This is a genomic window from Shinella sp. (assembly GCF_049651085.1).
Lineage (GTDB): Bacteria > Pseudomonadota > Alphaproteobacteria > Rhizobiales > Rhizobiaceae > Shinella.
In genome coordinates this window covers 178,548-199,746 of record NZ_JBASBL010000004.1, presented here as the reverse complement: position 1 = coordinate 199,746, position 21,199 = coordinate 178,548, and the positions used below count along the sequence as shown (strand labels likewise).

16 protein-coding genes are annotated in these 21,199 nt (G+C 62.2%); 3 read left to right on the top strand and 13 right to left on the bottom strand.

Annotated elements, in window-relative coordinates:
- Position 1: 1 nt before the first annotated feature.
- The 5 genes from leuA to WA950_RS01385 all read right to left on the bottom strand — a co-directional run bounded on the left by leuA (position 2) and on the right by WA950_RS01385 (position 8,582).
- A complete protein-coding gene (leuA, locus tag WA950_RS01405) occupies positions 2 to 1,708 on the bottom strand; it encodes a 2-isopropylmalate synthase (protein WP_424549882.1) in 1,707 nt (568 codons plus the stop codon).
- A gap of 387 nt (positions 1,709 to 2,095) precedes the next feature.
- Positions 2,096 to 2,674, bottom strand: coding sequence for an ATP-dependent Clp protease proteolytic subunit (locus tag WA950_RS01400; RefSeq protein WP_424549881.1), 579 nt, complete (start codon positions 2,672 to 2,674; stop codon positions 2,096 to 2,098).
- A gap of 136 nt (positions 2,675 to 2,810) precedes the next feature.
- A complete protein-coding gene (locus WA950_RS01395) occupies positions 2,811 to 3,731 on the bottom strand; it encodes a cation diffusion facilitator family transporter (protein WP_424549880.1) in 921 nt (306 codons plus the stop codon).
- Positions 3,732 to 3,863: 132 nt separating this feature from the next.
- On the bottom strand, positions 3,864 to 6,053 hold the full coding sequence (locus WA950_RS01390) for an anthranilate synthase (protein ID WP_424549879.1): 2,190 nt from the start codon (positions 6,051 to 6,053) through the stop codon (positions 3,864 to 3,866).
- 249 nt (positions 6,054 to 6,302) lie between these two features.
- Entirely contained in the window at positions 6,303 to 8,582 is a 2,280-nt protein-coding gene (locus WA950_RS01385; protein WP_424549878.1) for a TonB-dependent hemoglobin/transferrin/lactoferrin family receptor, read from the bottom strand.
- Positions 8,583 to 9,002: 420 nt separating this feature from the next.
- Between WA950_RS01385 and WA950_RS01380 the strand changes: the two genes are divergently transcribed.
- The 3 genes from WA950_RS01380 to WA950_RS01370 all read left to right on the top strand — a co-directional run bounded on the left by WA950_RS01380 (position 9,003) and on the right by WA950_RS01370 (position 10,715).
- Positions 9,003 to 9,278: a hypothetical protein gene (locus WA950_RS01380; protein WP_424549877.1), complete on the top strand. Its 276-nt coding sequence runs from the start codon at positions 9,003 to 9,005 to the stop codon at positions 9,276 to 9,278.
- 156 nt (positions 9,279 to 9,434) lie between these two features.
- Positions 9,435 to 10,103 (top strand): extensin family protein, encoded by a 669-nt coding sequence (locus WA950_RS01375; protein ID WP_424549876.1) that lies wholly within the window; start codon positions 9,435 to 9,437, stop codon positions 10,101 to 10,103.
- 105 nt (positions 10,104 to 10,208) lie between these two features.
- Positions 10,209 to 10,715 (top strand): DUF1993 domain-containing protein, encoded by a 507-nt coding sequence (locus tag WA950_RS01370; protein WP_424549875.1) that lies wholly within the window; start codon positions 10,209 to 10,211, stop codon positions 10,713 to 10,715.
- A gap of 38 nt (positions 10,716 to 10,753) precedes the next feature.
- Here the strand turns inward: WA950_RS01370 and WA950_RS01365 are convergent, their stop codons facing one another.
- The 8 genes from WA950_RS01365 to WA950_RS01330 all read right to left on the bottom strand — a co-directional run bounded on the left by WA950_RS01365 (position 10,754) and on the right by WA950_RS01330 (position 21,008).
- Positions 10,754 to 12,433 carry a formate--tetrahydrofolate ligase gene (locus tag WA950_RS01365; RefSeq protein WP_424549874.1) on the bottom strand — a complete coding sequence of 560 codons (1,680 nt, stop codon included), beginning with the start codon at positions 12,431 to 12,433 and terminating at the stop codon, positions 10,754 to 10,756.
- Positions 12,434 to 12,652: 219 nt separating this feature from the next.
- Positions 12,653 to 13,804 (bottom strand): DUF2333 family protein, encoded by a 1,152-nt coding sequence (locus tag WA950_RS01360; protein ID WP_424549873.1) that lies wholly within the window; start codon positions 13,802 to 13,804, stop codon positions 12,653 to 12,655.
- Positions 13,797 to 15,098 (bottom strand): DUF6638 family protein, encoded by a 1,302-nt coding sequence (locus tag WA950_RS01355; RefSeq protein WP_424549872.1) that lies wholly within the window; start codon positions 15,096 to 15,098, stop codon positions 13,797 to 13,799. The genes WA950_RS01360 and WA950_RS01355 overlap by 8 nt, the downstream gene beginning before the upstream one ends.
- A gap of 367 nt (positions 15,099 to 15,465) precedes the next feature.
- Positions 15,466 to 17,376 carry an AAA family ATPase gene (locus tag WA950_RS01350; RefSeq protein WP_424549871.1) on the bottom strand — a complete coding sequence of 637 codons (1,911 nt, stop codon included), beginning with the start codon at positions 17,374 to 17,376 and terminating at the stop codon, positions 15,466 to 15,468.
- A gap of 166 nt (positions 17,377 to 17,542) precedes the next feature.
- The gene (locus WA950_RS01345) at positions 17,543 to 18,691 is read right to left on the bottom strand and encodes a hypothetical protein (RefSeq protein WP_424549870.1); all 1,149 of its coding nucleotides are present in this window, start codon (positions 18,689 to 18,691) and stop codon (positions 17,543 to 17,545) included.
- A 73-nt stretch (positions 18,692 to 18,764) separates the two neighbouring features.
- Positions 18,765 to 19,853 carry a hypothetical protein gene (locus WA950_RS01340; protein ID WP_424549869.1) on the bottom strand — a complete coding sequence of 363 codons (1,089 nt, stop codon included), beginning with the start codon at positions 19,851 to 19,853 and terminating at the stop codon, positions 18,765 to 18,767.
- A gap of 165 nt (positions 19,854 to 20,018) precedes the next feature.
- Positions 20,019 to 20,396, bottom strand: coding sequence for a c-type cytochrome (locus WA950_RS01335; RefSeq protein WP_424549868.1), 378 nt, complete (start codon positions 20,394 to 20,396; stop codon positions 20,019 to 20,021).
- Positions 20,397 to 20,420: 24 nt separating this feature from the next.
- Positions 20,421 to 21,008: a thymidine kinase gene (locus WA950_RS01330; RefSeq protein WP_424549867.1), complete on the bottom strand. Its 588-nt coding sequence runs from the start codon at positions 21,006 to 21,008 to the stop codon at positions 20,421 to 20,423.
- Between the last annotated feature and the right edge of the window lie 191 nt (positions 21,009 to 21,199).

Below are 21,199 nucleotides of genomic sequence, written 5' to 3'. Positions count from 1 at the left end.
TTCAGCCGCGCAAGGCCAGCACGCGGTTGGCGGCCGAGACGATTGCCTCGAGCGAAGCCGTCACAATATTCGTGTTGATGCCGACGCCGAACAGTTTTCCGCCCGGATGCACGACCTCGACATAGGCGATGGCCGCCGCGTTGGAGCCCTGCTGGAGCGAGTGCTCCGAGTAGTCGGCAACGGACATCTCGACGCCGAGATAGATCGACAGCGCGTTGATGAAGCCGTCGATCGGGCCGGTGCCCTTGCCCTCGATGCGCTTGGCCTCGCCGCCATCGGTGATTTCAGCGGCGACGATGCGCATGCCCTTCTGGTTGGCATCGGGATAGGTGTGGTGGTCGACGAAGCGCAGGCGCGTGCCGGGCTGCGTGACGTAACGCTCCATGAAGCTTTCGTGGATGCGCTTCGACGGAAGCTCCACACCCTCTTCGTCGGTGATGCGCTGGATCTCTTCGCGGAACACGACCTGCAGGTTGCGCGGCAGGTTGATGCCGTAGTCTTCCTGCAGGATATAGGCGATGCCGCCCTTGCCGGACTGCGAGTTGATGCGGATGATCGCCTCGTAGGAACGGCCGACGTCCTGCGGGTCGATCGGCAGGTAAGGCACTTCCCAGATCGGCTTGTTGGCCTTCTTTATGGCCTTCATGCCCTTGTTGATCGCATCCTGGTGCGAACCGGAAAAGGCCGTATAGACCAGTTCTCCGACATAGGGATGGCGCTCCGGGATGACCATTTCGTTGGAATATTCGTAGACGGCCTTGATGCGCTCGATATCGGAGCAATCCAGCTTGGGATCGACGCCCTGTGTGTACATGTTCAGCGCCAGCGTCACGACGTCCACATTGCCCGTGCGCTCGCCATTGCCGAACAGCGTGCCTTCGACACGGTCGGCACCGGCCATCAGGGCCAGTTCCGTCGCGGCAATGCCCGTGCCGCGGTCATTGTGCGGATGCAGCGAGATGATGACGTTCTCGCGGTTGTCGATGTTGCGGCACATCCATTCGATCTGGTCGGCATAGATGTTCGGCGTCGCCATCTCGACGGTGGACGGCAGGTTGAGGATCAGCTTGTTGTCGGCGGTCGGCTTCACGATCTCGACGACCGCGTTGCAGATTTCCAGCGCGACTTCCAGCTCGGTGCCGGTGAAGCTCTCGGGCGAATATTCGAAACGATAGCCGCCGCCGGCCTTTGCCGCCATGTCGGTGATCATCTTGGCCGCATCGGTCGCGATCTGCTTGATACCGGCGACGTCCTTGGCGAACACCACGCGGCGCTGCAATTCGCTGGTCGAATTGTAGAAGTGGATGATCGGCTTATGCGCGCCTTCCAGCGCCTCGAAGGTGCGGGTGATCAGCTCCGGCCGGCACTGCACCAGCACCTGCAGGGAAACATCCCGCGGCACATTGCCTTCCTCGACGCACCAGCGGGCGAAGTCGAAGTCGGTCTGCGAGGCGGAGGGAAAGCCGATCTCGATTTCCTTGAAGCCCATGTCGAGCAGCAGCTGGAACATGCGGGCCTTGCGATCGTGGCCCATCGGGTTGACCAGCGACTGGTTGCCGTCGCGCAGGTCCACCGAACACCAGATCGGCGCCTCGGTGATCGTCTTTCCCGGCCAGGTGCGGTCAGGAATGTTGATCGTCGGATAGGACTGGTACTTGACCGGAGCCTCGGGCATGCCCTGCTTGGAAGTGTGGGTCTTCAGAATCATAGCGTCTTCTCTTCGTCGTCCCGGCATTCGCGGTAGGGTCTTAGCGCAACGGCAGGCGCTTGGCGACGGCGAATGCTGGCCATGGGCGGCCAGAACCGGAATTAATGCATAGGGTGAAGCGAGGAGCTATGGCCGGCGGGCTTTTCGGCCGCCGGGCGCTCCTCAACGGACCCGGCAACCGCGCGTAAGGCCGAGAAGAAGAAGCGAGGAGAAGCCGCGCGAACGCTCGCGAACAGCTGCGCTGCCGCGGGAAACTCGTTCGATGATCTGTGCGCTGGTCTTCAACATGAGGCGGCTTATAGCGCCGGGAAGAATGAAGTGCAAGCACCCCAAAGGAAAAAGCCCTCCACGACGGGAGGGCTCATCTATTCGTGAGGTTAAAAAACCTCAGATATCGGCCTGCGACGTCACGATGCGCGAGACGAGACCGTAGTCCTTGGCCTCATCGGCCGAGAGCCAGTAATCGCGGTCCGTATCCTTGGCGATCTTCTCGATCGGCTGGCCGGTGGCGTCGGCGAAGATCTTGTTCAGGCGGTCGTTCATCTTGATGATTTCACGGGCCTGGATCTCGATGTCCGATGCCATGCCGCGGGTGCCGCCCGACGGTTGATGCAGCAGGAAGCGGGTGTTCGTCAGGCAAAGGCGGCGTTCCTTCGGCACCGAGACATAGATCAGCGCACCGGCGGAGGCGACCCAGCCCGTGCCGATCATCCACACCTTCGGCTTGATGAACTTGATCATGTCGTGGATCGAATCGCCCGATTCGACATGGCCGCCCGGCGAATTCACGTAGATGCGGATGTCATCGTCGCTGGCCGCAGCAAGCGCCACGAGCTGCGAGCAGACCTTCTGCGCCAGTTCCTGGTTGATCGGTCCATAGATGAAGATCGAACGCGATTTGAAAAGGTTCGCCTCCGTTTCCTTGCCCAGGGGCAGTTCCGTCTTCTTGTCGTCCTCGTCGCTCATCCAAAGTCTCCGGATTGCTCGTCAATAGTCTTGTCGCTGTCAGATAATGCGACTCACCGGCCAAGACAATGCAACAAAGCCATGTCGGGCGATAGAGCCTCGCCGCCCCACCAAAAAACAGGGTAAATGCGCGGCCTTACGGTGCGGCCTCGGTGGCCGGCGTCACCCGCACGCGCTCGCCATGCGCCTTTTCCGTCTCCGGCTCGACATGGATGGCGATCTGCGCCCCCGGCTGCGCGGCGCGGATCGCATCCTCCATCCGGTCGCAGATCTCATGCGCCTCGCCGACCGGCATCCTCGCCGGCACGACGAGATGGAAGTCGACGAAGGTCGCCGACCCTGCCCGCCTGGTCTTGAGGTCGTGCACGCCGAGCGAGCCGTTGCCGTGTGTTGCAATCGCCGCCTTGATCGCATCGACCTCCTCCGGAGCGATCGCGTGATCCATCAGCCCGTCGACCGAATGGGCGATGACCTTCCAGCCCTGATAGAGGATGTGGAGCGCGACGAGCACCGCCAGCAGCGGATCGAGCACCGCATAGCCGGTGAGGATCGCCAGTACGAGACCGACGAGCACGCCGATCGAGGTGACGACATCCGACAGGATATGCTGGCCGTCCGCCGCCAGCGCAGGCGAGCGATAGCGCCGGCCGGCGCGGATGAGCACATAGGCCCACACCGCATTGATCACGCCGGCGGCGAAGTTGATGGCAAGGCCCAGCGCAGGGGCTTCCATGGGCGCGGGGGCCAACACCGCCGGCAGGGCTTCCTTGACGATCAGCAGCGCCGCCACGACGATCAGCACGCCTTCCAGAACCGCCGAAAGATATTCTGCCTTGTGGTGACCGAAGGGGTGCGTCTTGTCGGCCGGTCTCGCCGCGTAGCTGACGGCCGCGAACGCGACGATGGCGGCAATCACATTGACGCTCGATTCCATCCCGTCCGAAAGCAGCGCCACCGAGCCCGTCACCCACCAGGCGACGAGCTTCAGTCCCATCACGCCGAGCGAGAGCGGAATGCCCCACAGGGCGAGCCGCTTGACCCTATCCGAATTTTCCATACCGCTCTCCATGCGCATGCAACCGATTTGCAAAAAGCCTGGTCCATCAACGCAAAACCGCGCGCACGGGGACGTGCACGCGGTTTTTCTCTTGGGTTTTGTATCGGCCAGTTCGACCGCTTTGTCAAAGCCTCAGGCGGCTTTTACCTTCGCTTTCCTGGAAAGGTGCGCCACCACGTTCTCGATCATGCGCATGCCGGCGTCCTGCCCGAGCGTCATGATCGATTCAGGATGGAACTGCACGGCGGCCACCGGCTCGCTGGCATGTTCGATGCCCATGATCGTGCCGTCCTCGCTCTCCGCCGTGATGATGAAGTCACGCGGCAGGGTCGAAGGATCGGCGAAGATCGAATGGTAGCGGCCGACCGTCACTTCCTTGCCGAGGCCGGAGAAGACAATGCCCGGCTCCAGCACGCGAATGCGCGAGGGCTTGCCGTGCATCGGCACGGCGAGCTGGCGCAGTTCCCCGCCGTAGGCCTCGGCAATCGCCTGAAGGCCGAGGCAGACGCCGAAGATCGGCAGGCCCCGGGCGCGCGCCTTCTTGATGGTCGCCTTGCAGTCGAAATCCTTCGGTGTGCCCGGGCCGGGCGACAGCACGACAAGGTCCGGCTTGACGCGGTCGAACACCTCTTCGGCAACCGGCGTGCGCACGGTGGTCACGCTCGCTCCCGTCTGGCGGAAGTAGTTGGCAAGCGTGTGCACGAAGCTGTCTTCATGGTCTACGAGCAGGATGTTCACCCCTGCCCCGACGGAAGCGACGTCGCGCTGCACCTTGGCGGAATTGCCGGACCTAGCGTCCCGGATGGCTGCGATCATGGCGGATGCCTTCAGTTCGGTTTCGGCTTCTTCTTCTTCCGGGCTGGAATCGTAGAGCAACGTCGCTCCGGCCCGCACTTCGGCAATGCCGTCCTTGATGCGGATGGTGCGCAGCGTCAGCCCCGTATTCATGTCGCCATTGAAGCCGACCATGCCGATCGCCCCACCATACCATGCGCGCGGGCTCTTCTCATGCGCCTCGATGAAGCGCATCGCCCACAATTTCGGCGCACCGGTGACGGTCACGGCCCAGGCATGGGAGAGGAAGCCGTCGAAGGCGTCCATGTCGTCGCGCAATCGTCCTTCGATATGGTCGACAGTGTGGATGAGGCGCGAATACATCTCGATCTGACGGCGGCCGATGACCTTGACGGAGCCCGGCTCGCACACGCGGCTCTTGTCGTTGCGGTCGACGTCCGAGCACATGGTGAGTTCGGATTCGTCCTTCTTGGAATTCAGCAGCTTGAGGATCTGCTCGCTATCGGCAATCGGGTCGTCGCCGCGCTTGATCGTGCCGGAAATCGGGCAGGTCTCGATGCGGCGGCCCGATACGCGCACGAACATTTCCGGCGACGCACCGACCAGATATTCCTGGTTGCCGAGATTGATGAAGAACGAATAGGGCGACGGGTTGATCGCCTTCAGGCGGCGCGAAATCTCCGACGGCTTGCTCTCGCAGCGCTCGAAGAACTTCTGGCCGGGCACCACCTCGAAGAGATCGCCACGCCGGAAACTCTCCTTCGCCTTGACGACCAGCTCGGCATATTCGCCGGGCTGGTGATCGCCATGCGGGGGTATGGTGTCGACAGGCTGGAAGGGTTCCGGCGCGATCGCCTCGCCCTTGCCCTCCGTCGAAAGCCCGTCCCTGGCGAAATCGTAGCGGTCGATCCAGGCCTTGGCGGCGTAGTGGTCGACGACGAGGATCTCGTCCGGCAGGAAGAGCACCATGTCGCGCTGGTCTTCCGACCGCTTCAGCTTCAGGTCGATCGCGTCGAACTGGAAGGCAAGATCGTAGCCGAAGGCGCCGTAGAGGCCGAGATTGGCATCCTCTGCCGAATGGAAGAGATCGGTCACGGCGCGCAGCACCGTGAAGACCGTCGGCATCTTGGAGCGCTCTTCCTCGGTGAACACCCGGTCGGGCAGCTTCACGTCGAGGTCGAGGCGGCTGGCGGTGCGGCTGCCGAGCGCCAGCTCCGGCACCTGCGCCAGACGATCCGCGATGAAGGAAAGCAGCACCTCGCCGCGCGCATTGTAGGCCTCGATCCAGACGGCGCGGCCGAAAGAGGAAATGCCGAGCGGCGGATCGACGACGGCCGTATCCCAGCGCGTATAGCGGCCCGGATATTCGTAGTTGGACGAGAAGACCGCGCCGCGCCGTTCGTCGAGCTTGTCGATATAGGCGGAAATCGCATGCGCATAGTCCGCAGCGCGGCGGCGGCGCGTGACGGTTACGGCGCCCTTCGTCTCATAGGCTTCGCCGCCGTCTTCCAGAATTATCGTGGCCATTCCCCAACTCCATTTCAGGCCCGGTTCTCGAAGGCGGCCAGAACACAAAAAAGCCGCCTCGAAGGTTCCGGGCGGCTTGTCGTCTCAATCACGCATGACTGGTCAAGGCCGCCTTAGCGAGCCCACCACCAGCCAGCGATGATGCGTGCGTTTATCATGGCGGGAATTGTTAGCGACAGTCGCGAGCTTGCGCAAGGGCCCCGCTTCACGCCCAAAAAGAAAAGGGCGGCCGAAGCCGCCCATTCCGTCTCAGAAGCGCTGGGTCAGCGAGATCTTGAAGGTCCGCCCGGGCTCGGAATAGAAATCGGTCGGCTGGTTCGTGCTCGTGAAGCTCGTCGGGTCGATGTCGCGCACGCCGACCGCGTTCCAGTACTTCTTGTCGAAGATGTTGTAGACGCCAGCCTGTACGCGAAGTCCCTGGAACTGTTCAGGCTCCCACCACGTCGTGAAGTTGGCGATGCCGTACCCCGGCGCATCGAATGTCTTGTCCTTCTGGTCGTCGCGCATTCCGGCTGCAAAGACCCCAGAGAGTTCGAGGCCCCACGTCTCCTGCTGGTAGCCCACGCCGAGGACCGACTTGAGCGGCGCCACCGAGCGGATGAAATCGCCCGTCTTCTTGTCCTTGCCATAGGTATAGGCGAGCGAACCGTTCAGGAAGAAGCCGTTGTCGAAATCCTTGCGCGCGCGAATCTCGATACCCGACATTTCGACGCGATCCAGATTCCGCCAGCTGTTCAGCATGAACTGCGGGAAATAGCCCGGAGGATAGGCAGAGCTGAAGTCCTCGGTCGTATCGATGAAATTGCGATACTGGTTGTGGAAGAGCGTCACCTTACCGGTAAGATCCGCGGCTTCGTAATTGGCCCCGATCTCGAAGCCCTGCCCCGTCTCGGCCTTCAGGCTGGGATTGCCGAGAACCGCATAGCCGCCGACAGTATTGGTGAAGTTGCTGTAGAGCTCGGTAACGGTCGGCGGACGATAGGACATGGACCATTGCGCGAACAGTTCCAGTTCCGGCGTCGCCTGATAGGTCGCCAGAAGTTTTGGCGACAGGCGGACACCATCCTGCCCTTCCGGAAGACCGAAATAGCCGAAGCCCGAATTGCCGCTAAAGGCCGCGCTGGACTTGGGATTGTAGTCGTACCAGTCGAAGCGCAGGCCGGGCGTCAGGGCAAAGCCGCTGTCGCCAAACGTGATCTCGTCCTCGGCGTAGAGGCCGAACCGCGCGCCGTCGACATTCGGCACGTCGGGCTGCGAGGCCGACGGAGACGTTGCCGAGGTGCCGCCGATGGACGTCACGAACTGGTCGTACTGGAAGATGTTCAGATTGCCACCGAGCCTGACGGAATGGCTGAGATTGCCCGTTTCGAATTCGGAGACGGTGCCCCCGGTCAGGCCGAAGGAACTTTCACGCGTCAGGTTCTCGCGATCGTAGGCCCAGGACGCCGCGGTGGGCGTTCCATTGGCGAAACGCGTCGCATTGGAGCCGGAATCCTTGGTGAGGCGCTGCCAGTACAGGGTGAGCTTGGCCGCATCGATCAGGCCGCCAGCTTCCGGCGCATGATAGTCATAGTCGAACGAGAGGCGCTCGCGCGTGGTATCGTCGAAGCCCCAGTAGTTGCCGGGCCGATAGGTCGTGCCGTTCTGCAACGTCTTCATGTCGCTGTCGGTGTCCAGGGCGAAGCGTTCCGCCGTCAGGCCGATCCGGTGTCCTCCCTCGAGGTCCTGCCGGACCTTGAAGAGAAGATTGGCCTGCTTGCTGTCCATCGGATTGGGCTCGGTGCGCTGCGTGCCGATGATGTCCTTCGTGCCCAGGTTTTCCCGCTCATGCCCGCGCTTGTAGCCTCCCTGGAACAGGACCGACGTGTCGCCGAACCGCTTGGCCACCGCGACGGATCCGTTGAAGCTGCTGTCCTGCCCGTCGTAACCGAGCTTGGTCAAACCGCCCCAGTCACGCCCCTCGCCGATAAGGTCTTCCGGCTCCAGCGTGCGCATGACCAGCGCCCCGGCCAATGCGCCGGGCCCGACCCGGCTGGAATCCGAGCCGCGCAGCACGTCGACGGATGACAAGGAGGAGAAGTCGAAGCTGTTGCTGCTGTCGCTGATGCCCGTTGTCGGTGATGCACCGCCGGTACGTGTCAGGGTTTCCAGATAGGGGATCGGAATGTCGTCGATCAGGGTGGCGATGCGCGCGCCGCCCATGCCGCGGATGAACATGCCGCCGGCCGCACCCGGCCGGCTTTCGACGTAGTCGACGCCCGGCTCGGTGGTGTTTCCAAGGTCCTTGACGCTCGCGATTTCCTTTTCGCGGATCGTTTCTGCCGACGTCTCGGAGGCGAGCGGCGTGTTGCCAAGGATGCCGGGCTTGACCACCCGCTTGCCCTTCACGACGATCGGCTGCAGCGCGGTGCTATCACCGGTCGCGGCTGCACCGCTGGCGGCATCCTGCGCAAAGGCATCGGCGGAAAGCGAGAGCACGGCCAATGCCGTGCATGCCAGAAGTGCTGAACGGGAGCGCCAAGCCTGCATGTCTATCCTCTAATCGGTACGCGCGCAGCATCGCCCCGGCGCACAGGAGGCGCCGGCTGCAAGCCATGCGGAAATATGGCAAAAACGTGTTCGGGATCTGAACCCGCCCCATCGCTATGAAACATGATTAATCTTGTCAAGATAAAAAAGATGACTTTATCAATCAACTATACAGGATTGGCGACCCTGTCGCAAAAATGCCAATATTCAAATCTGCAGGAAGGCGCCGCGTCCGAACGATTGGGCTCGCGATAGGCAAACCCTGCCCGTATGGAGCAGCGAGAGGATAAGTCAATATCGCGAATTTTCGTGATGCACGGATTTTGCTCCATTCTTGAGTATATGCTAATAACCCCCTGAAAATTGAGTGTATCAAGGCAGGTATCCATGGTTTCCGTCATGGTGGGGACGTTTCGCGAAATGCAGCTGCGGCTCGCGGAGACGATCGAGCGCTACGAAACGCCCGAATTCGAGGAACTGGACAGGAACACGTCAGCCGCCTTCCAGGCCATCTACCGGCATAACCCGCGTGATACCGGGGAAGCGCGCACCCTGGTGGCCTTCTTCCTCGACATCATCGAGACCAACGATGCCGGCGACAGCAGTCACCTTATCGAACGCATCCGGTCTATCGTCGGAAACCTTGCGGATCTCGACCCGCCGCCGATGGAAATCGCGCACGGGGCGGGTATCTAGCCCTCCATCGGCAACCAATTCGCCTCCCCGTCGTTTCCCTCCTGATTTTCTCAGCCGGGAGACGGACCCATCGCCATATTCCACCGCATAACCCTCCTCGGCGCCGCGCTCGTTCTTGCCGGCGCTGCCGACCTGCCGAAGGACGGCCCCCTGCCCTTGTCCCGGCCCGGGCAACAGCCCGCCGAAGCAACCGGGAAGAATGCGAAGGCAGAGGCCGACCGCAAGGCCAGGGAGGAGGCGGAGAAGGCAAAGGAACGCCCGAAGGAGAACGACAGGGAGCAGGCAGCCTGCCGCATAGCGCTGAAGGAGATCGGGGCCTCGTTCGAGGAGGCGCCGACCATCGACGACGGCGCGGCCTGCGGCATGGTAAAGCCGGTTCTACTGAAGGCATTGCCGGGCGACATCAAGGTCACCCCCGCGGCGACCGTGCGCTGCGACACCGCGCTCCAGCTTGCGCGCTGGATGGAGGGATCGGTCAAGCCGTCCCTTGAAGCCGCCATGCCCGGAGAAGCGATTACCGGCCTCTCCCAGGCCTCCGCCTATGTCTGCCGCAATCGCAATGGCGCGAAGAACGGAAAAATCTCCGAGCACGCCTTCGGCAATGCGGTCGATATTGCCGGCTTCACGCTGAAGAGCGGCAAGACCGTCACCATCCGCCCTGCCGACAAGGACGCGACGCTGGAGGGCGCCTTCCAGCGCACCATCACGGAGGCGGCCTGCCTCTATTTCACCACCGTACTCGATCCCGGCAGCGATGCCGCCCACCAGAACCACCTGCATCTCGACGTCAAGGAACGGCGTGGCGGCTACCGGTATTGCTGGTGAATAGCGGCGACTAAATTCTCCCTCGCGCCTGAAAAGGTCGCGGAGCCTCCCTATCTTAAGGGAAGCCCGCTGCGGCCATCGTCATTTCATCCAGAGGTTCCCGCCATGTCGATCTCCCTCTACGAAATCTCCATCCCGACCTTCGAGCGCGGTTTCGCCGTGCTTTCCAAGATGCTCGACAAGGCCGAGGCCTTCGCGGAAGAAAAGAAGATCAAGCCGGAAGTCCTGGTCAATGCGCGTCTTGCGCCGGACATGCTTTCGCTTGCCGGACAGATCCAGCGCATGAGCGATACCGCCAAGGGCGCGGCCTCCCGCCTCACTGGCAGCGACGCCCCGAGCTTCCCGGACGACGAGACGACGCTTGCCGACCTGCGCGCCCGCATCGAGAAGACGGTCGCCTATCTAGCTTCCGTGCCGCAATCCGCATTCGAGGGCGCGGCCGAGCGGACCGTCGTCCTGAAGACCCGGCAGCAGGAGGTGAGCTACAAGGGCAAGGACTACGTGCTGACTTTCGCCGTCCCGAACTTCTACTTCCACCTCACCACCGCCTACGCGATCCTGCGCCACAACGGCGTCGCCGTCGGCAAGCTGGACTATCTCGGCCGCACCTGAGCAAGCGGCAAGGGGCGCCGAAGCGCCCCTTGCCGGCCCTAGAACAGTCCCTCGATATAGCCCTCCTCATTGAGGAAGATCTTTTCCGATGACGGCGTCTTCGGCAGGCCGGGCATGGTCATGATCTCACCGGTGATGACGACGATGAAGCCCGCGCCGGCCGAAAGACGTACCTCGCGCACCGGCACAGTATGACCGCTCGGCGCGCCGCGCAGGTTAGGATCGGTCGAGAAGGAATATTGCGTCTTGGCCATGCAGACCGGCAGGTTGCCGTAGCCCTGCGCCTCCCAGGCGTGCAACTGGTCCCGCACCGACTTGTCGGCGATGACCTCGCCGGCATGATAGATATCCTTGGCAATCGTCTCGATCTTCTCGAACAGAGGCATCTCGTCCGGATAGAGCGGCGAGAATTGCGACAGGCCGGATTCGGCGAGATCGACCACCTTGTGCGCAAGCTCCTCGATGCCGGCAGAGCCCTGCGCCCAGTGCTTGCACAGGATGGCTTCAGCACCAAGCGTGGCGACATAGTCCCTCACCGCCTGGAGTTCAGCATCCGTATCCGAGGTGAAGTGGTTGACGGCGACGACGACCGGCACGCCGAATTTCTTGACGTTCTGCACATGCCGGCCGAGGTTGGCGCAGCCCTTCTTCACCGCCTCGACATTCTCCTTGCCGAGATCGTCCTTCTTCACGCCGCCATTCATCTTCATGGCGCGCACAGTGGCAACGATGACAGCCGCATCGGGCTTCAAGCCGGCCTTGCGGCACTTGATGTCGAAGAACTTTTCCGCCCCTAGATCGGCGCCGAAGCCGGCTTCCGTCACCACATAGTCGGCCAGCTTCAACGCAGTCGTGGTGGCGACCACCGAATTGCAGCCATGCGCGATATTGGCAAAGGGACCGCCGTGAACGAAGGCCGGATTGTTCTCCAGCGTCTGGACGAGGTTCGGCTGCATGGCGTCCTTGAGCAGCACCGCCATGGCGCCATCGGCCTTGATATCGCGGGCGAGAACCGGCGACTTGTCACGCCGGTAGCCGATGATGATCCTGCCCAGGCGCTTTTCGAGATCCCTCAGGTCCATCGCCAGACAGAGGATCGCCATGACCTCCGAGGCGACCGTGATGTCGAAGCCGGTCTCGCGCGGATAGCCGTTGGCAACGCCGCCAAGTGAACCGACGATATGGCGCAGCGCCCGGTCGTTCATGTCCATCACGCGCCGCCAGGCGATGCGGCGGATGTCGATATTCTGCTCGTTGCCCCAGTATATGTGGTTGTCGATCAGCGCGGAGAGCAGATTGTGCGCGGAGGTGATGGCGTGGAAATCGCCGGTGAAGTGAAGGTTCATGTCCTCCATCGGCACGACCTGCGCATAGCCGCCGCCAGCCGCTCCGCCCTTTACGCCGAAGCAGGGGCCGAGCGAGGCCTCGCGAATGCAGGTGATAGCCCGCTTGCCGATGCGGTTGAGCCCGTCGCCAAGCCCGACCGTGGTCGTCGTCTTGCCCTCGCCGGCCGGCGTCGGGTTGATCGCGGTGACAAGGATCAGCTTGCCGTTCTTCCTGTTCTTCTGCGCGGCGATGAACTCGGCGCTGATCTTCGCCTTGTCATGGCCATAGGGCAGCAGGTGTTCGGCGGGAATGCCGAGCTTGCCGCCAATCTCCAGGATCGGCTGTTTTTTTGCGGCGCGGGCAATTTCGATATCGGATTTCACATCGGCCATGCGGTGTCGCTCCCTCTCAAGCGTTGCTGCCGCAACCAGGCTCCTCTCCCGAATGCGGCGCATTCTTTTCTTGACGCGCCATATCAGCGTGAAGCCGCGCGGCGCGCCACACCGGAACTTGCCGTTCGCTAGACCAGAAGCGACACCGACAGATAAAATTGCGCCGAAAAAAAGCGGCGCGCGCCTCAAAGGCACGCGCCGCCTCGAAATTTCTCCTGTTTATCGCGCCAGAACGTCGCGCATCTCGACGAGATTCGAGCGTACCCGCAGGATGTAGAAGCCCATCGTGGCAAGATGCGTCGGCATGATCCAGCCGTCCTCGCGGCCATTCGAGATGATTGCCGGCTGTATCCTCAGCGCCGAGCGCAGGTGCGAGATCGTCGCGCTCCACAGCGGCTCGATGCCGCGAGCCTTGATGACCGCGTCGAAATCCGCACCGGCGGCCGAAAGGATGCCGTAATAGCCGTAGAGCTGGCCGTAGGCGAACCAGAAGCGATCGTCCGCCCGCGTATCGAACCAGCCGCCATTCTGGAATTCAGACTGCTTGCGGATGATGTCGGAGGTCGAGCCGATATCGTTGCTGATGCGGTCGAGGAACTCGATCAGGTTGTCCGAGCGCCCGTCGAAGATCGCGTCGCAGGCTTCGAGCGAGGTGTTGAACTTGCGCAGGTCCACCATGGCCGTGCGGTAGTAGTTCGGCGTCGGCGTTTTCGGCAGCACCGAATCCGAGCCGAAATACCACGTCTCCTCATCAAACTGCAGATTGCCGCGGGCCTTCTGGAGGTCGGCGTTGATGCCGGACGTGCCGCGCACGCGGCCAAGCGAATCCACAAGCTCGACGGCCGTGCGGCGGACCGCCTGGTTGACGCCGCGCTGGAACGAAGCCTTGTTGTCGAACCAGGGTGTCTTGTCCCAGTCGAGGCCGAAGAGCCCGAGCTTGTAGAGCAGCATCGAGGAAATCCAGGCGTTCTGGTTGACGTTGTGGTCGATCAGGTCGGCAGTCACGTCGACAATCGCCGATCGCACGCAGGTCTTGGGTTCCGGCTCGGCAACCTCGCCGGCCGCCGTCGTGGTCGATGCCGCCCCTGACGAGGTCGCACCGGCGTCCTGCTTGCGCTCACCGAGATTGTAGCTGTTCACATAGTCTGGGTTGAAACCGCTCCAGACCTGGGTCTGCCAGATGAAATAGGCGTAGAGGCCGAAAAGGACAATGAGACCGATGCCGATCGGCCCCTTGATGATCCAGCCCCGCGCGCGATACCAGTTTGCCACCGTCAGGAACGGCCACAGAATCCAGCCGACCACCAGGCCGACGCCCCGGCCGATCGCCGCGAAGATGCGCTGGAAAAACTGGGCGATCGGGTCAAGCATTGGTGTCGTCCTCTCTGATGCCGTAAAGTTTCCGGCGGAAAGCAGCCTTGTCCTGCAGATAGGTCCGCGTCAACGTCGCCACAACGTAGGCGCGGTACTTTTCGCTATAATGCTCGTAGGCCGCATAAAAACCCTGCTTGTCGAAGACGAAGCGGGAGACGAAATCATGGGGGACCATCTGTGAAATCAGGCGGTTGACCAGCCACTGGTCCGGATGGGCCGGCGCGGCGCGCACCAGAAGGAAGCGTTGCGCCGGCGCAATGTCGTTGATCTTGATCTCGCCGGTCGCGGCCAGCGTGCGCAGAGCCTCCTGCAGGAAGGGATAGGCTCCGTCGCTGGCGACAAGCCCGGCATTGCGATGCATCCAGGTCTGCAGCCAGATACGGTCGGCCGTTTCGAGGTCCACGGTCGGATCCGCCTGGTTGACGAGGGCCGCCACCGTCATGTCCGCGCGGTGCTGGAAGAGGCCGGACGGCTCCACCCAGGAAGCGCGCGGCAGTTCCAGCCGCTTCGTCGAGGCGAGGAAATCGAAGATGCGCTTGTGGTCGTCGAGCGCGATATAGCTCACCTGCCAGGGCCGAGAGCGACGGAAGCCCGGCACGGTCGGATCGCAGATGACCGTCGTCGTCTTGTCGTCGATGAAGATGTAGACACCGCCGAAATGGTTTGCCCAATAGGCGTCATGGCGGAACACGAGCTTGTCCGGCACGAGCGCGTTCTGGCGGATATCGCCGGTCTGCTTGGCGAGTTCCACCATGCGCTCCAGCATGGCGTCGTCCGCCCAGGCGTTCGGCACGGTCTTCAGCCGGTCGACCAGCCCGCGCAGCTCCCCTGCCTTGCCGAGCATGTCCTCGGCCGACAGAACCCGGAAGCGCACCTCGTTGATCGAAAGAAGATCGTCGATATCGTTGACGACCGAGACGGAGTCCTCGATCTCGCCATAGAGCGCGTCGCGGATGGTGATCGCATTGATCGCCCGGGCATTCGCCGAGAAGAACTCGTGCATCAGCGCGGCGGTGTTGGAAAAGCTCGTATGCACGACCGGCAGGTTCACCTGCTCCGGTGTCATGATGACGAAGCGCCGGTTGACCCGGTTCGGGTCGAGATAATCCCGGTCGCCAAGCTCGTTCGCGATCTCCGGCGAAAAGCCCGTCATGTCGATGCGGAAGCTCGAAAGCCCGGTGCGCCGCATACCAAAGCCATCCAGCGCCTTGTTGTAACGCTCGACCAGATGCGGCTCATCGACCGGCAGCAACCGGCCATAGATCAATTCGGCTTCGAGGAGGCGTTTCATTGCTGCTCCGCCCTCGACAGAAACAGAAAACCCGTTCCTGATATATGCTCCGATAGGCGGCCCTCGCACACTGCCACGATCGTCTCCAATACGGACTCACATTCCGTCATCACATCTACATTCCAGAAGCGGCACTGGACCAGCTTTTCATGCACATGAATTTATTTCATTTCCGATCATATTCACTACTACGCAGTCGCCGTACTCGCTCGGTCTTTCTGCCGTTCGCCGCCCATCTGCCCTCACCCTAGCTCTCTCCCTGCCCGACCGGACAGGCTTGTTGGAGCAGAACGGCGCAACAGGCTTCCTTCTCCCGCTCGCGGAGAGAAGGTGGCCGGCAGGCGGGATTAGGGGCAATTGCCTCTACTTACCACCGCCCTTCCGCCTTCATCGTCTCGATCTCCCGGATCGCCTTTTCGCGCTGGCGCTCGCGGCGGATGATATCGGTGACCGCGGCGTCGTCGGATTTGTCGGTGTAGCGGAATTCCGAATCGGCATAGCGGTTGATCTCCTGCAGGACCATTTCCATCGAGATCGGGCCACGCAGCTCCTCGATCATCGCCTTCTTCTCGTCGTAGCCCTTGTGCATGAAGGCCTCGGGCGTGGCGAACCAGTCGTCCGGCAGGTCCACATCCATGGCGCGCATCTTGACCGCATCGGTGATGTTCTTGATGGCCCGGCCCGTAAAGCGCGGCTCGGCGAGCTTGATGCGGTGGAGGTAGGCGCCGACATCGGCGATCGAGCGGATGGCGCCCTGCTCCTTCTCGTGCCGTTCCCAGACGGCAAGCAACCCGTCTTCCTGCGGTCTGGCATGCTGCTCGTAGGACGTCGAAACGGCGCGCTTGATCTCCTGTCCCGCAAACAGCGTGTGCTCGCCGAGCGGGATCGAGTGGTTCTTACCAACAAGCAGCGCGAAAATGTCGATATAGTCGTCCTCGGTCTGCGGCCCGTCGACCAGCCAGCGGGCGCCGGCGCGCTGGCGCAGCGCATCGTCGACGTTTTCGGGATAGTTGGAGAACATGCCGAAGGTGCAGTTGCCGCGCACCACCGTCGAGGCGCCGGCAAAGCTTTCCATCAGCACCGCCGTCACCTCGTGCTGGCCGGCCGACGCCCGGTCGTCGGAGCGCTTCGCCGCCACCTGGTCCACGTCGTCGATCGTGCCGAAGCCGATGGCCTTCGGGTTGATGACGTTGTTGACGAATTCCTTGCAGTTCTGGCCGGACTTGCCCTGATAGGAGGAAATCTGGTCGACGCCGAAATTCTCGTAGTGGAAGGCGTAGCCGGCGACCTGGCAGTAGTCGTTGACGAGGCCGGCGAGCATCTGGATCAGGATCGTCTTGCCGGTGCCCGGCATGCCGTCGCCGATGAAGGTGAAGAGGAAGCCGCCAAGCTCGACGAAGGGGTTCATCTGCCGGTCGAAATCGTAGGCCATCAGCATCTTGGCCAGCTTCATCGCCTGGTACTTGGCGATGTGGTTGCCGATGATCTCGTTCGGCTGCTTGAAGGTCATGACGAGCGGCTTGCGCTTCTGGCCCGGCGCCACGTCGAAGCCCGACAGGGTGAAATCGTCCTGCTCGATGCGGATATGGGCGTTCTCGAAACCGGCAAGGCCGGTGAAGCGCGCCCTGCGGCTGATCAGTCCCTCGATCGCCACCCGCGAAAACGCCCGCGCCCGGCTGACGAGCGCCGCATCGTCGGGTGCTCCGGCAATCGTGCGGTCTAGGCCCGCGATCATGCTTTTCAGCGCATCCTGAGGCGTGTCGAACAGATAGTCCGGCTCACCGCCATCCTCCACCGGCTCTCCCTCGCCCGGCAGCGTCGCGCCAAGATAGGCGGCGAAGGTGAAGGCGGCGATATAGGCGGAAGCGGAAAGCAACGCCTTGAACTGGTTCGCCTCATCGCCGGCAAGCGGCGAGGCGAGGTTGCGCGACTGCAGCCCCTCCAGACTGGTCTGGCGGGAAAAGGCGTCCGTCACCGCAAGCGCCACCTGAAGCCCGCGCCGGGCGCGAAAAAGCACGGCATGCTGCTGTGGCGAGAGCAGCGGATCGGCGGCGCGCACCGACTGGATGGTCTTTGCCAGTTCCACCTCGCGCATGCGCCGCGCCCCGGCGGTCGAGACGGTCGAGACGAAGCGTCGGCCGGTGCCCGCAAGCGCCGTGCCGTTTCTGCCATCGCCGCTTTCAAGGATGACGAGCTTGCTGACGAAGCTCTGCGCCGTCGCCTGATGCTTGGCGATATCGTCCTCGTGGATCGTCGTCAGTCCGGCATTGAGGCTCATCGTAGAGTCCTTCTGAAAATTCGGCGGCGGAGAAGCCGCCGAGATATTTTCGGGCTCCGTTAGGAGCGGTTTGCAGCCGATACCCCGAGGATATCGGCAAGAAGCGCGACGCGGCGGAGCGCGAAAGGAGCCGGCGGATCGACCCGCCGAATTTTCAGAAGGACTCTCATCCCTCGCTGATGACCTGGTTTCCGGAAATCACATGCACCTTGTAGCCACCGAAGATGCCGGTGGTCTCCCCCGCGGCATAGAGCGCCTGATAGGCGTCATGCGGCACGAGCGCATGTTTCTCGTAGGTGCTGACACCCATGCGGGCGGCCTCTAGGTCGCTGGTCTCGATATGGAATTCCTCCTGCGCCGGGGTGGAACTCCAAAATCCCTTCTGCGCCGGGCGCTCGGCCTTGGAGAACACCTCCTGCACCGTCCAGGTCAGAAGCCAGGCATTTTCCGGCTTGCGCACCTTCGAGAGAATTTCGTTGACCCGCGCATTGTTCTCGGTGATGCCCGCCGAATAGAAGGGGCCGAGCACGATGCGACGCAGCTGCTTGGGGTGCAGCGTCGGAAAGTCCTTGTCGAGATTGGTGGCGATCGTGGCCGGCGTCAGCGAATAACTGCTGTTCTTCAGCGTGAAATCGTCGAAGCGGCTGGCAAGTTCGGGATTGAGCAGGCCGCCGACGGGCAACGGGATATCGATATCCGGGTTGAGCTTGCCGTCTTTTCCCACCAGCATCTTGACGACGTTCTCGCTGGAATCCTCGATGGTCGCCATATAGACCATAGGCAGCGTCGCCGTTCCGTCGAAAGCCCCCCAGCACACCACGTAATAGGGCCGCATGGTCTTCGGGTTGACCGCGACGCGGATCGTCTCGGGCAGCACGAAAGGCGAGAAGATATCGCCCTTGCCGATCTGCTCCAGATAGAGCCGTTCGGCCATGCGCGCCTGAAGATCGGTCGGAAACGCCTTCTGCCGAAGAATGAAATCCGCCATCTCCACGCGAAGCTGGTCGGCCTCCGGAATGGAGGAGAGCCGCTTGTCCGCGCTCTGCCGGTCGTTCTCCAGCTCCAGCACGTTCTGGAACACCGGAAAGCCGCTTTCGGCGCGCGAGACGCGGAACTGCTCGACGAAGCCGATGCGGTTCTCCCAGCAGGCGAAGGAGGCCTTCAGCCGCGCCAGATAGGGCATGACGACCTCACCCACCACGCTGTTGCGGTAGAGCGGCGAATTGCGGTCGCCGAGGAAGATTTCAAGACCACCCAGAGCCGAGCGGATGGTCGAGAAATACTGCGCGACGGCGCTGTCGGCGGAGGCATTCATTGGGCGTGTGTCCCATTGCCTGGCAGGGCAGAGGGGAGCGTCCCGACCTCCTGCAATTGCATGCCTGCGACCATCACTGTTTCACGTAATTGGCGGTGTTGTGCTTGTCCATCACAGCCTGGAAACGACGGGCGAAGGCGTCGTCGGCGAGCTTCTTGCGGCGCTGGATGTCCTGCGTCGCCAGCATGTTCTTCTCGTGCATTTCGAGAAGGTCGCCGATGTGGCGCTGGGCGGCCGAGCCGATGCCCGCCATGGTCTCTTCCGCAGCGGTATCGACCTGGGAGCCAAGCGTGTTGATCTTGTGCGCAACATCCTGCTGGGCCGCCGTCTTCAACGAATCTTCCAGCGCCTTGTAGAGCACGATGCGCTGCTCGGTATCGATGGTCAGCTTGTTGATCAGCGTGTTCTGCGCCGCGATCTGGTTGTTGAGCGAATCCACGAAGGTCTGGAACATGGAGGTGTAGCGCTCCAGCGTCTGGCTTTCGGCCAGAAGCTCCTGTTCCTTCGCCTGCATCTGGTTGTACTCGGTCGCCAGCGCGGAGCGCTCGCCTTCGAGGTCCGTGCGGCTCTTCTGGTCCGTGGACGCGGCAATGCGGTTTTCGAGGTCCATCAGAAGCGGGTTCAGTTCCTCGATGCGCTTCTGGGTGGCCTCCAGATTGACCATCGTGCCCTTGCGACGCTCGATCACCTGCACGAGGCTCGCCTCTGAGGTCTTGTAGCGCTGCTCGAGGATCGACTTCTGCTCCTTCAGGATGCCGACGATCGTGTCGGATTTAGCGAGCAATTCCTGAAGGTTTCCGGCAAGCGACATGTTGCGCACGCGATCCGTGCGCATGCGCTGCATCTTCTGCTTGGAGAAGATGCCGATGAACTTCTCGTAGCCCGTATAGCTCTTCATGCTTTCGAATTCGGTGCCGAAGATGTTCGTCGCGTCCTCGAGACCGATGATGAGATCGGCAATATTGCCTTCCATCACCTTCTGCTGGGAGATGACGTCCTGGATGCGGGCATTCTCGATGTCGAAATTGACGTCGCCGAGCTTGGTGTCCGCCTTGGCGAACTGGTCCAGCACGATGCCGGATTGCTCCAGCTTGCCGCGCATCTGGTTGACGACACTGCGGGTCTTGTCGATCTCCGCATCGAAGTTCTGAAGTGTGGCCATATGCCTTTTTTCCCTTGAGCTCTGCACGGCAGACGTCTGCGTCGCCCGTTTTATTCCATCGCGGCAACACTATACGATTTCAGACGGATAGGAACCTGCCCCGCACAAGATGTGGAGCGCGCGAGCGCGCACGCAAGACCACCGCCAAATTTTTTCGGCGCGCGGTCAGTGGCCCGCCGGCGCCTTCAGATAGGCAATCAGGTTGGCGATGTCCTCGATCTTCTTCAACCCTGCAAAGGCCATGCGGGTGCCCGGAACCGTGGCCTTGGGCGACATCAGGTACTCGGCGATCAGCGCCTCGTTCCAGACCTTGCCGCCGTCGGAAAAGGCCGTCATCGCGCTCGAATAGCCGTAGTCGGCAACAGAGGCGACGGGACGGCCGAGGATGCCCGCAAGGCTCGGGCCGACACGATTGACCGGCTCCGTCGAATGGCAGGGCGCGCATTTCCGGAAGACGGCCTTTCCCGCGACCGCATCGCCTTCCGCCAGAGCGGGAGCGGCAAGACAGAAAAAGGCGGCGGCGCCCACGAGAAGCTGTTTCATGATCGTCCTTTCGTCGCCTTCGCCTTACTCGGCATTCATGATGTCGTCCCAGTGGCGGCGGCAATAGGAAACGTACCTGTCGTTTCCGCCGATTTCCACCTGCGCGCCTTCCTTCGCCACCTTTCCGTCCGCGCCGAGGCGCACGACCATGGTCGCCTTGCGGCCGCATTCGCAGATGGTGCGCACCTCGCGCAGCTCGTCGGCAACGGCGAGCAGCGCCTGGGAGCCCGGAAAGAGCTTGCCCTGGAAGTCCGTGCGCAGGCCATAGGCCATGACGGGGATATGTAGCCGGTCGGCGACACGGGCGAGCTGCCACACCTGCTCTTGCGAGAGAAACTGCGCTTCGTCGATGAAAACGCAGGCGATCTTGCCCTCGCCGTCGCCGTTCAACTGCTCGATATGCCGGTAGAGGTCATCGGCATGGTCGAAGGCGATGGCGTCCGACGTCAACCCGATGCGCGAGGAGATACGCCCCTGCCCCGCGCGATCGTCGAAGGAGGCGATGAAGATCACGGTACGCATGCCGCGTTCCCGGTAGTTGTAGGACGCCTGCAGGAGCAGCGTCGACTTGCCCGCATTCATCGTCGCGTAACTGAAATAGAGCTTGGCCATGATTTTCTCCGTCCCCGCGTCATGGCCCGGAAATCGGCGTCTTTCCAGTCGCAGAGGCCTGAAAACCACAGAAAACAGCGCGGCCCATCGGTTGCGACATCCATGTGCAAAATTGCGAACAGGTCCGAAATTTATTGGACCTTTCAGGAGCTTCCGGTTACGCCAAGATGCTTGAAAGCATATCGTTTTAA

Bases quoted from the DNA above. Each gene is read 5' to 3' on its own strand.
- leuA (WP_424549882.1), bottom strand. From the start codon at position 1,708: ATGATTCTGAAGACCCACACTTCCAAGCAGGGCATGCCCGAGGCTCCG.
- WA950_RS01400 (WP_424549881.1), bottom strand. From the start codon at position 2,674: ATGAGCGACGAGGACGACAAGAAGACGGAACTGCCCCTGGGCAAGGAA.
- WA950_RS01395 (WP_424549880.1), bottom strand. From the start codon at position 3,731: ATGGAAAATTCGGATAGGGTCAAGCGGCTCGCCCTGTGGGGCATTCCG.
- WA950_RS01390 (WP_424549879.1), bottom strand. From the start codon at position 6,053: ATGGCCACGATAATTCTGGAAGACGGCGGCGAAGCCTATGAGACGAAG.
- WA950_RS01385 (WP_424549878.1), bottom strand. From the start codon at position 8,582: ATGCAGGCTTGGCGCTCCCGTTCAGCACTTCTGGCATGCACGGCATTG.
- WA950_RS01380 (WP_424549877.1), top strand. From the start codon at position 9,003: ATGCAGCTGCGGCTCGCGGAGACGATCGAGCGCTACGAAACGCCCGAA.
- WA950_RS01370 (WP_424549875.1), top strand. From the start codon at position 10,209: ATGTCGATCTCCCTCTACGAAATCTCCATCCCGACCTTCGAGCGCGGT.
- WA950_RS01365 (WP_424549874.1), bottom strand. From the start codon at position 12,433: ATGGCCGATGTGAAATCCGATATCGAAATTGCCCGCGCCGCAAAAAAA.
- WA950_RS01360 (WP_424549873.1), bottom strand. From the start codon at position 13,804: ATGCTTGACCCGATCGCCCAGTTTTTCCAGCGCATCTTCGCGGCGATC.
- WA950_RS01355 (WP_424549872.1), bottom strand. From the start codon at position 15,098: ATGAAACGCCTCCTCGAAGCCGAATTGATCTATGGCCGGTTGCTGCCG.
- WA950_RS01350 (WP_424549871.1), bottom strand. From the start codon at position 17,376: ATGAGCCTCAATGCCGGACTGACGACGATCCACGAGGACGATATCGCC.
- WA950_RS01345 (WP_424549870.1), bottom strand. From the start codon at position 18,691: ATGAATGCCTCCGCCGACAGCGCCGTCGCGCAGTATTTCTCGACCATC.
- WA950_RS01340 (WP_424549869.1), bottom strand. From the start codon at position 19,853: ATGGCCACACTTCAGAACTTCGATGCGGAGATCGACAAGACCCGCAGT.
- WA950_RS01335 (WP_424549868.1), bottom strand. From the start codon at position 20,396: ATGAAACAGCTTCTCGTGGGCGCCGCCGCCTTTTTCTGTCTTGCCGCT.
- WA950_RS01330 (WP_424549867.1), bottom strand. From the start codon at position 21,008: ATGGCCAAGCTCTATTTCAGTTACGCGACGATGAATGCGGGCAAGTCG.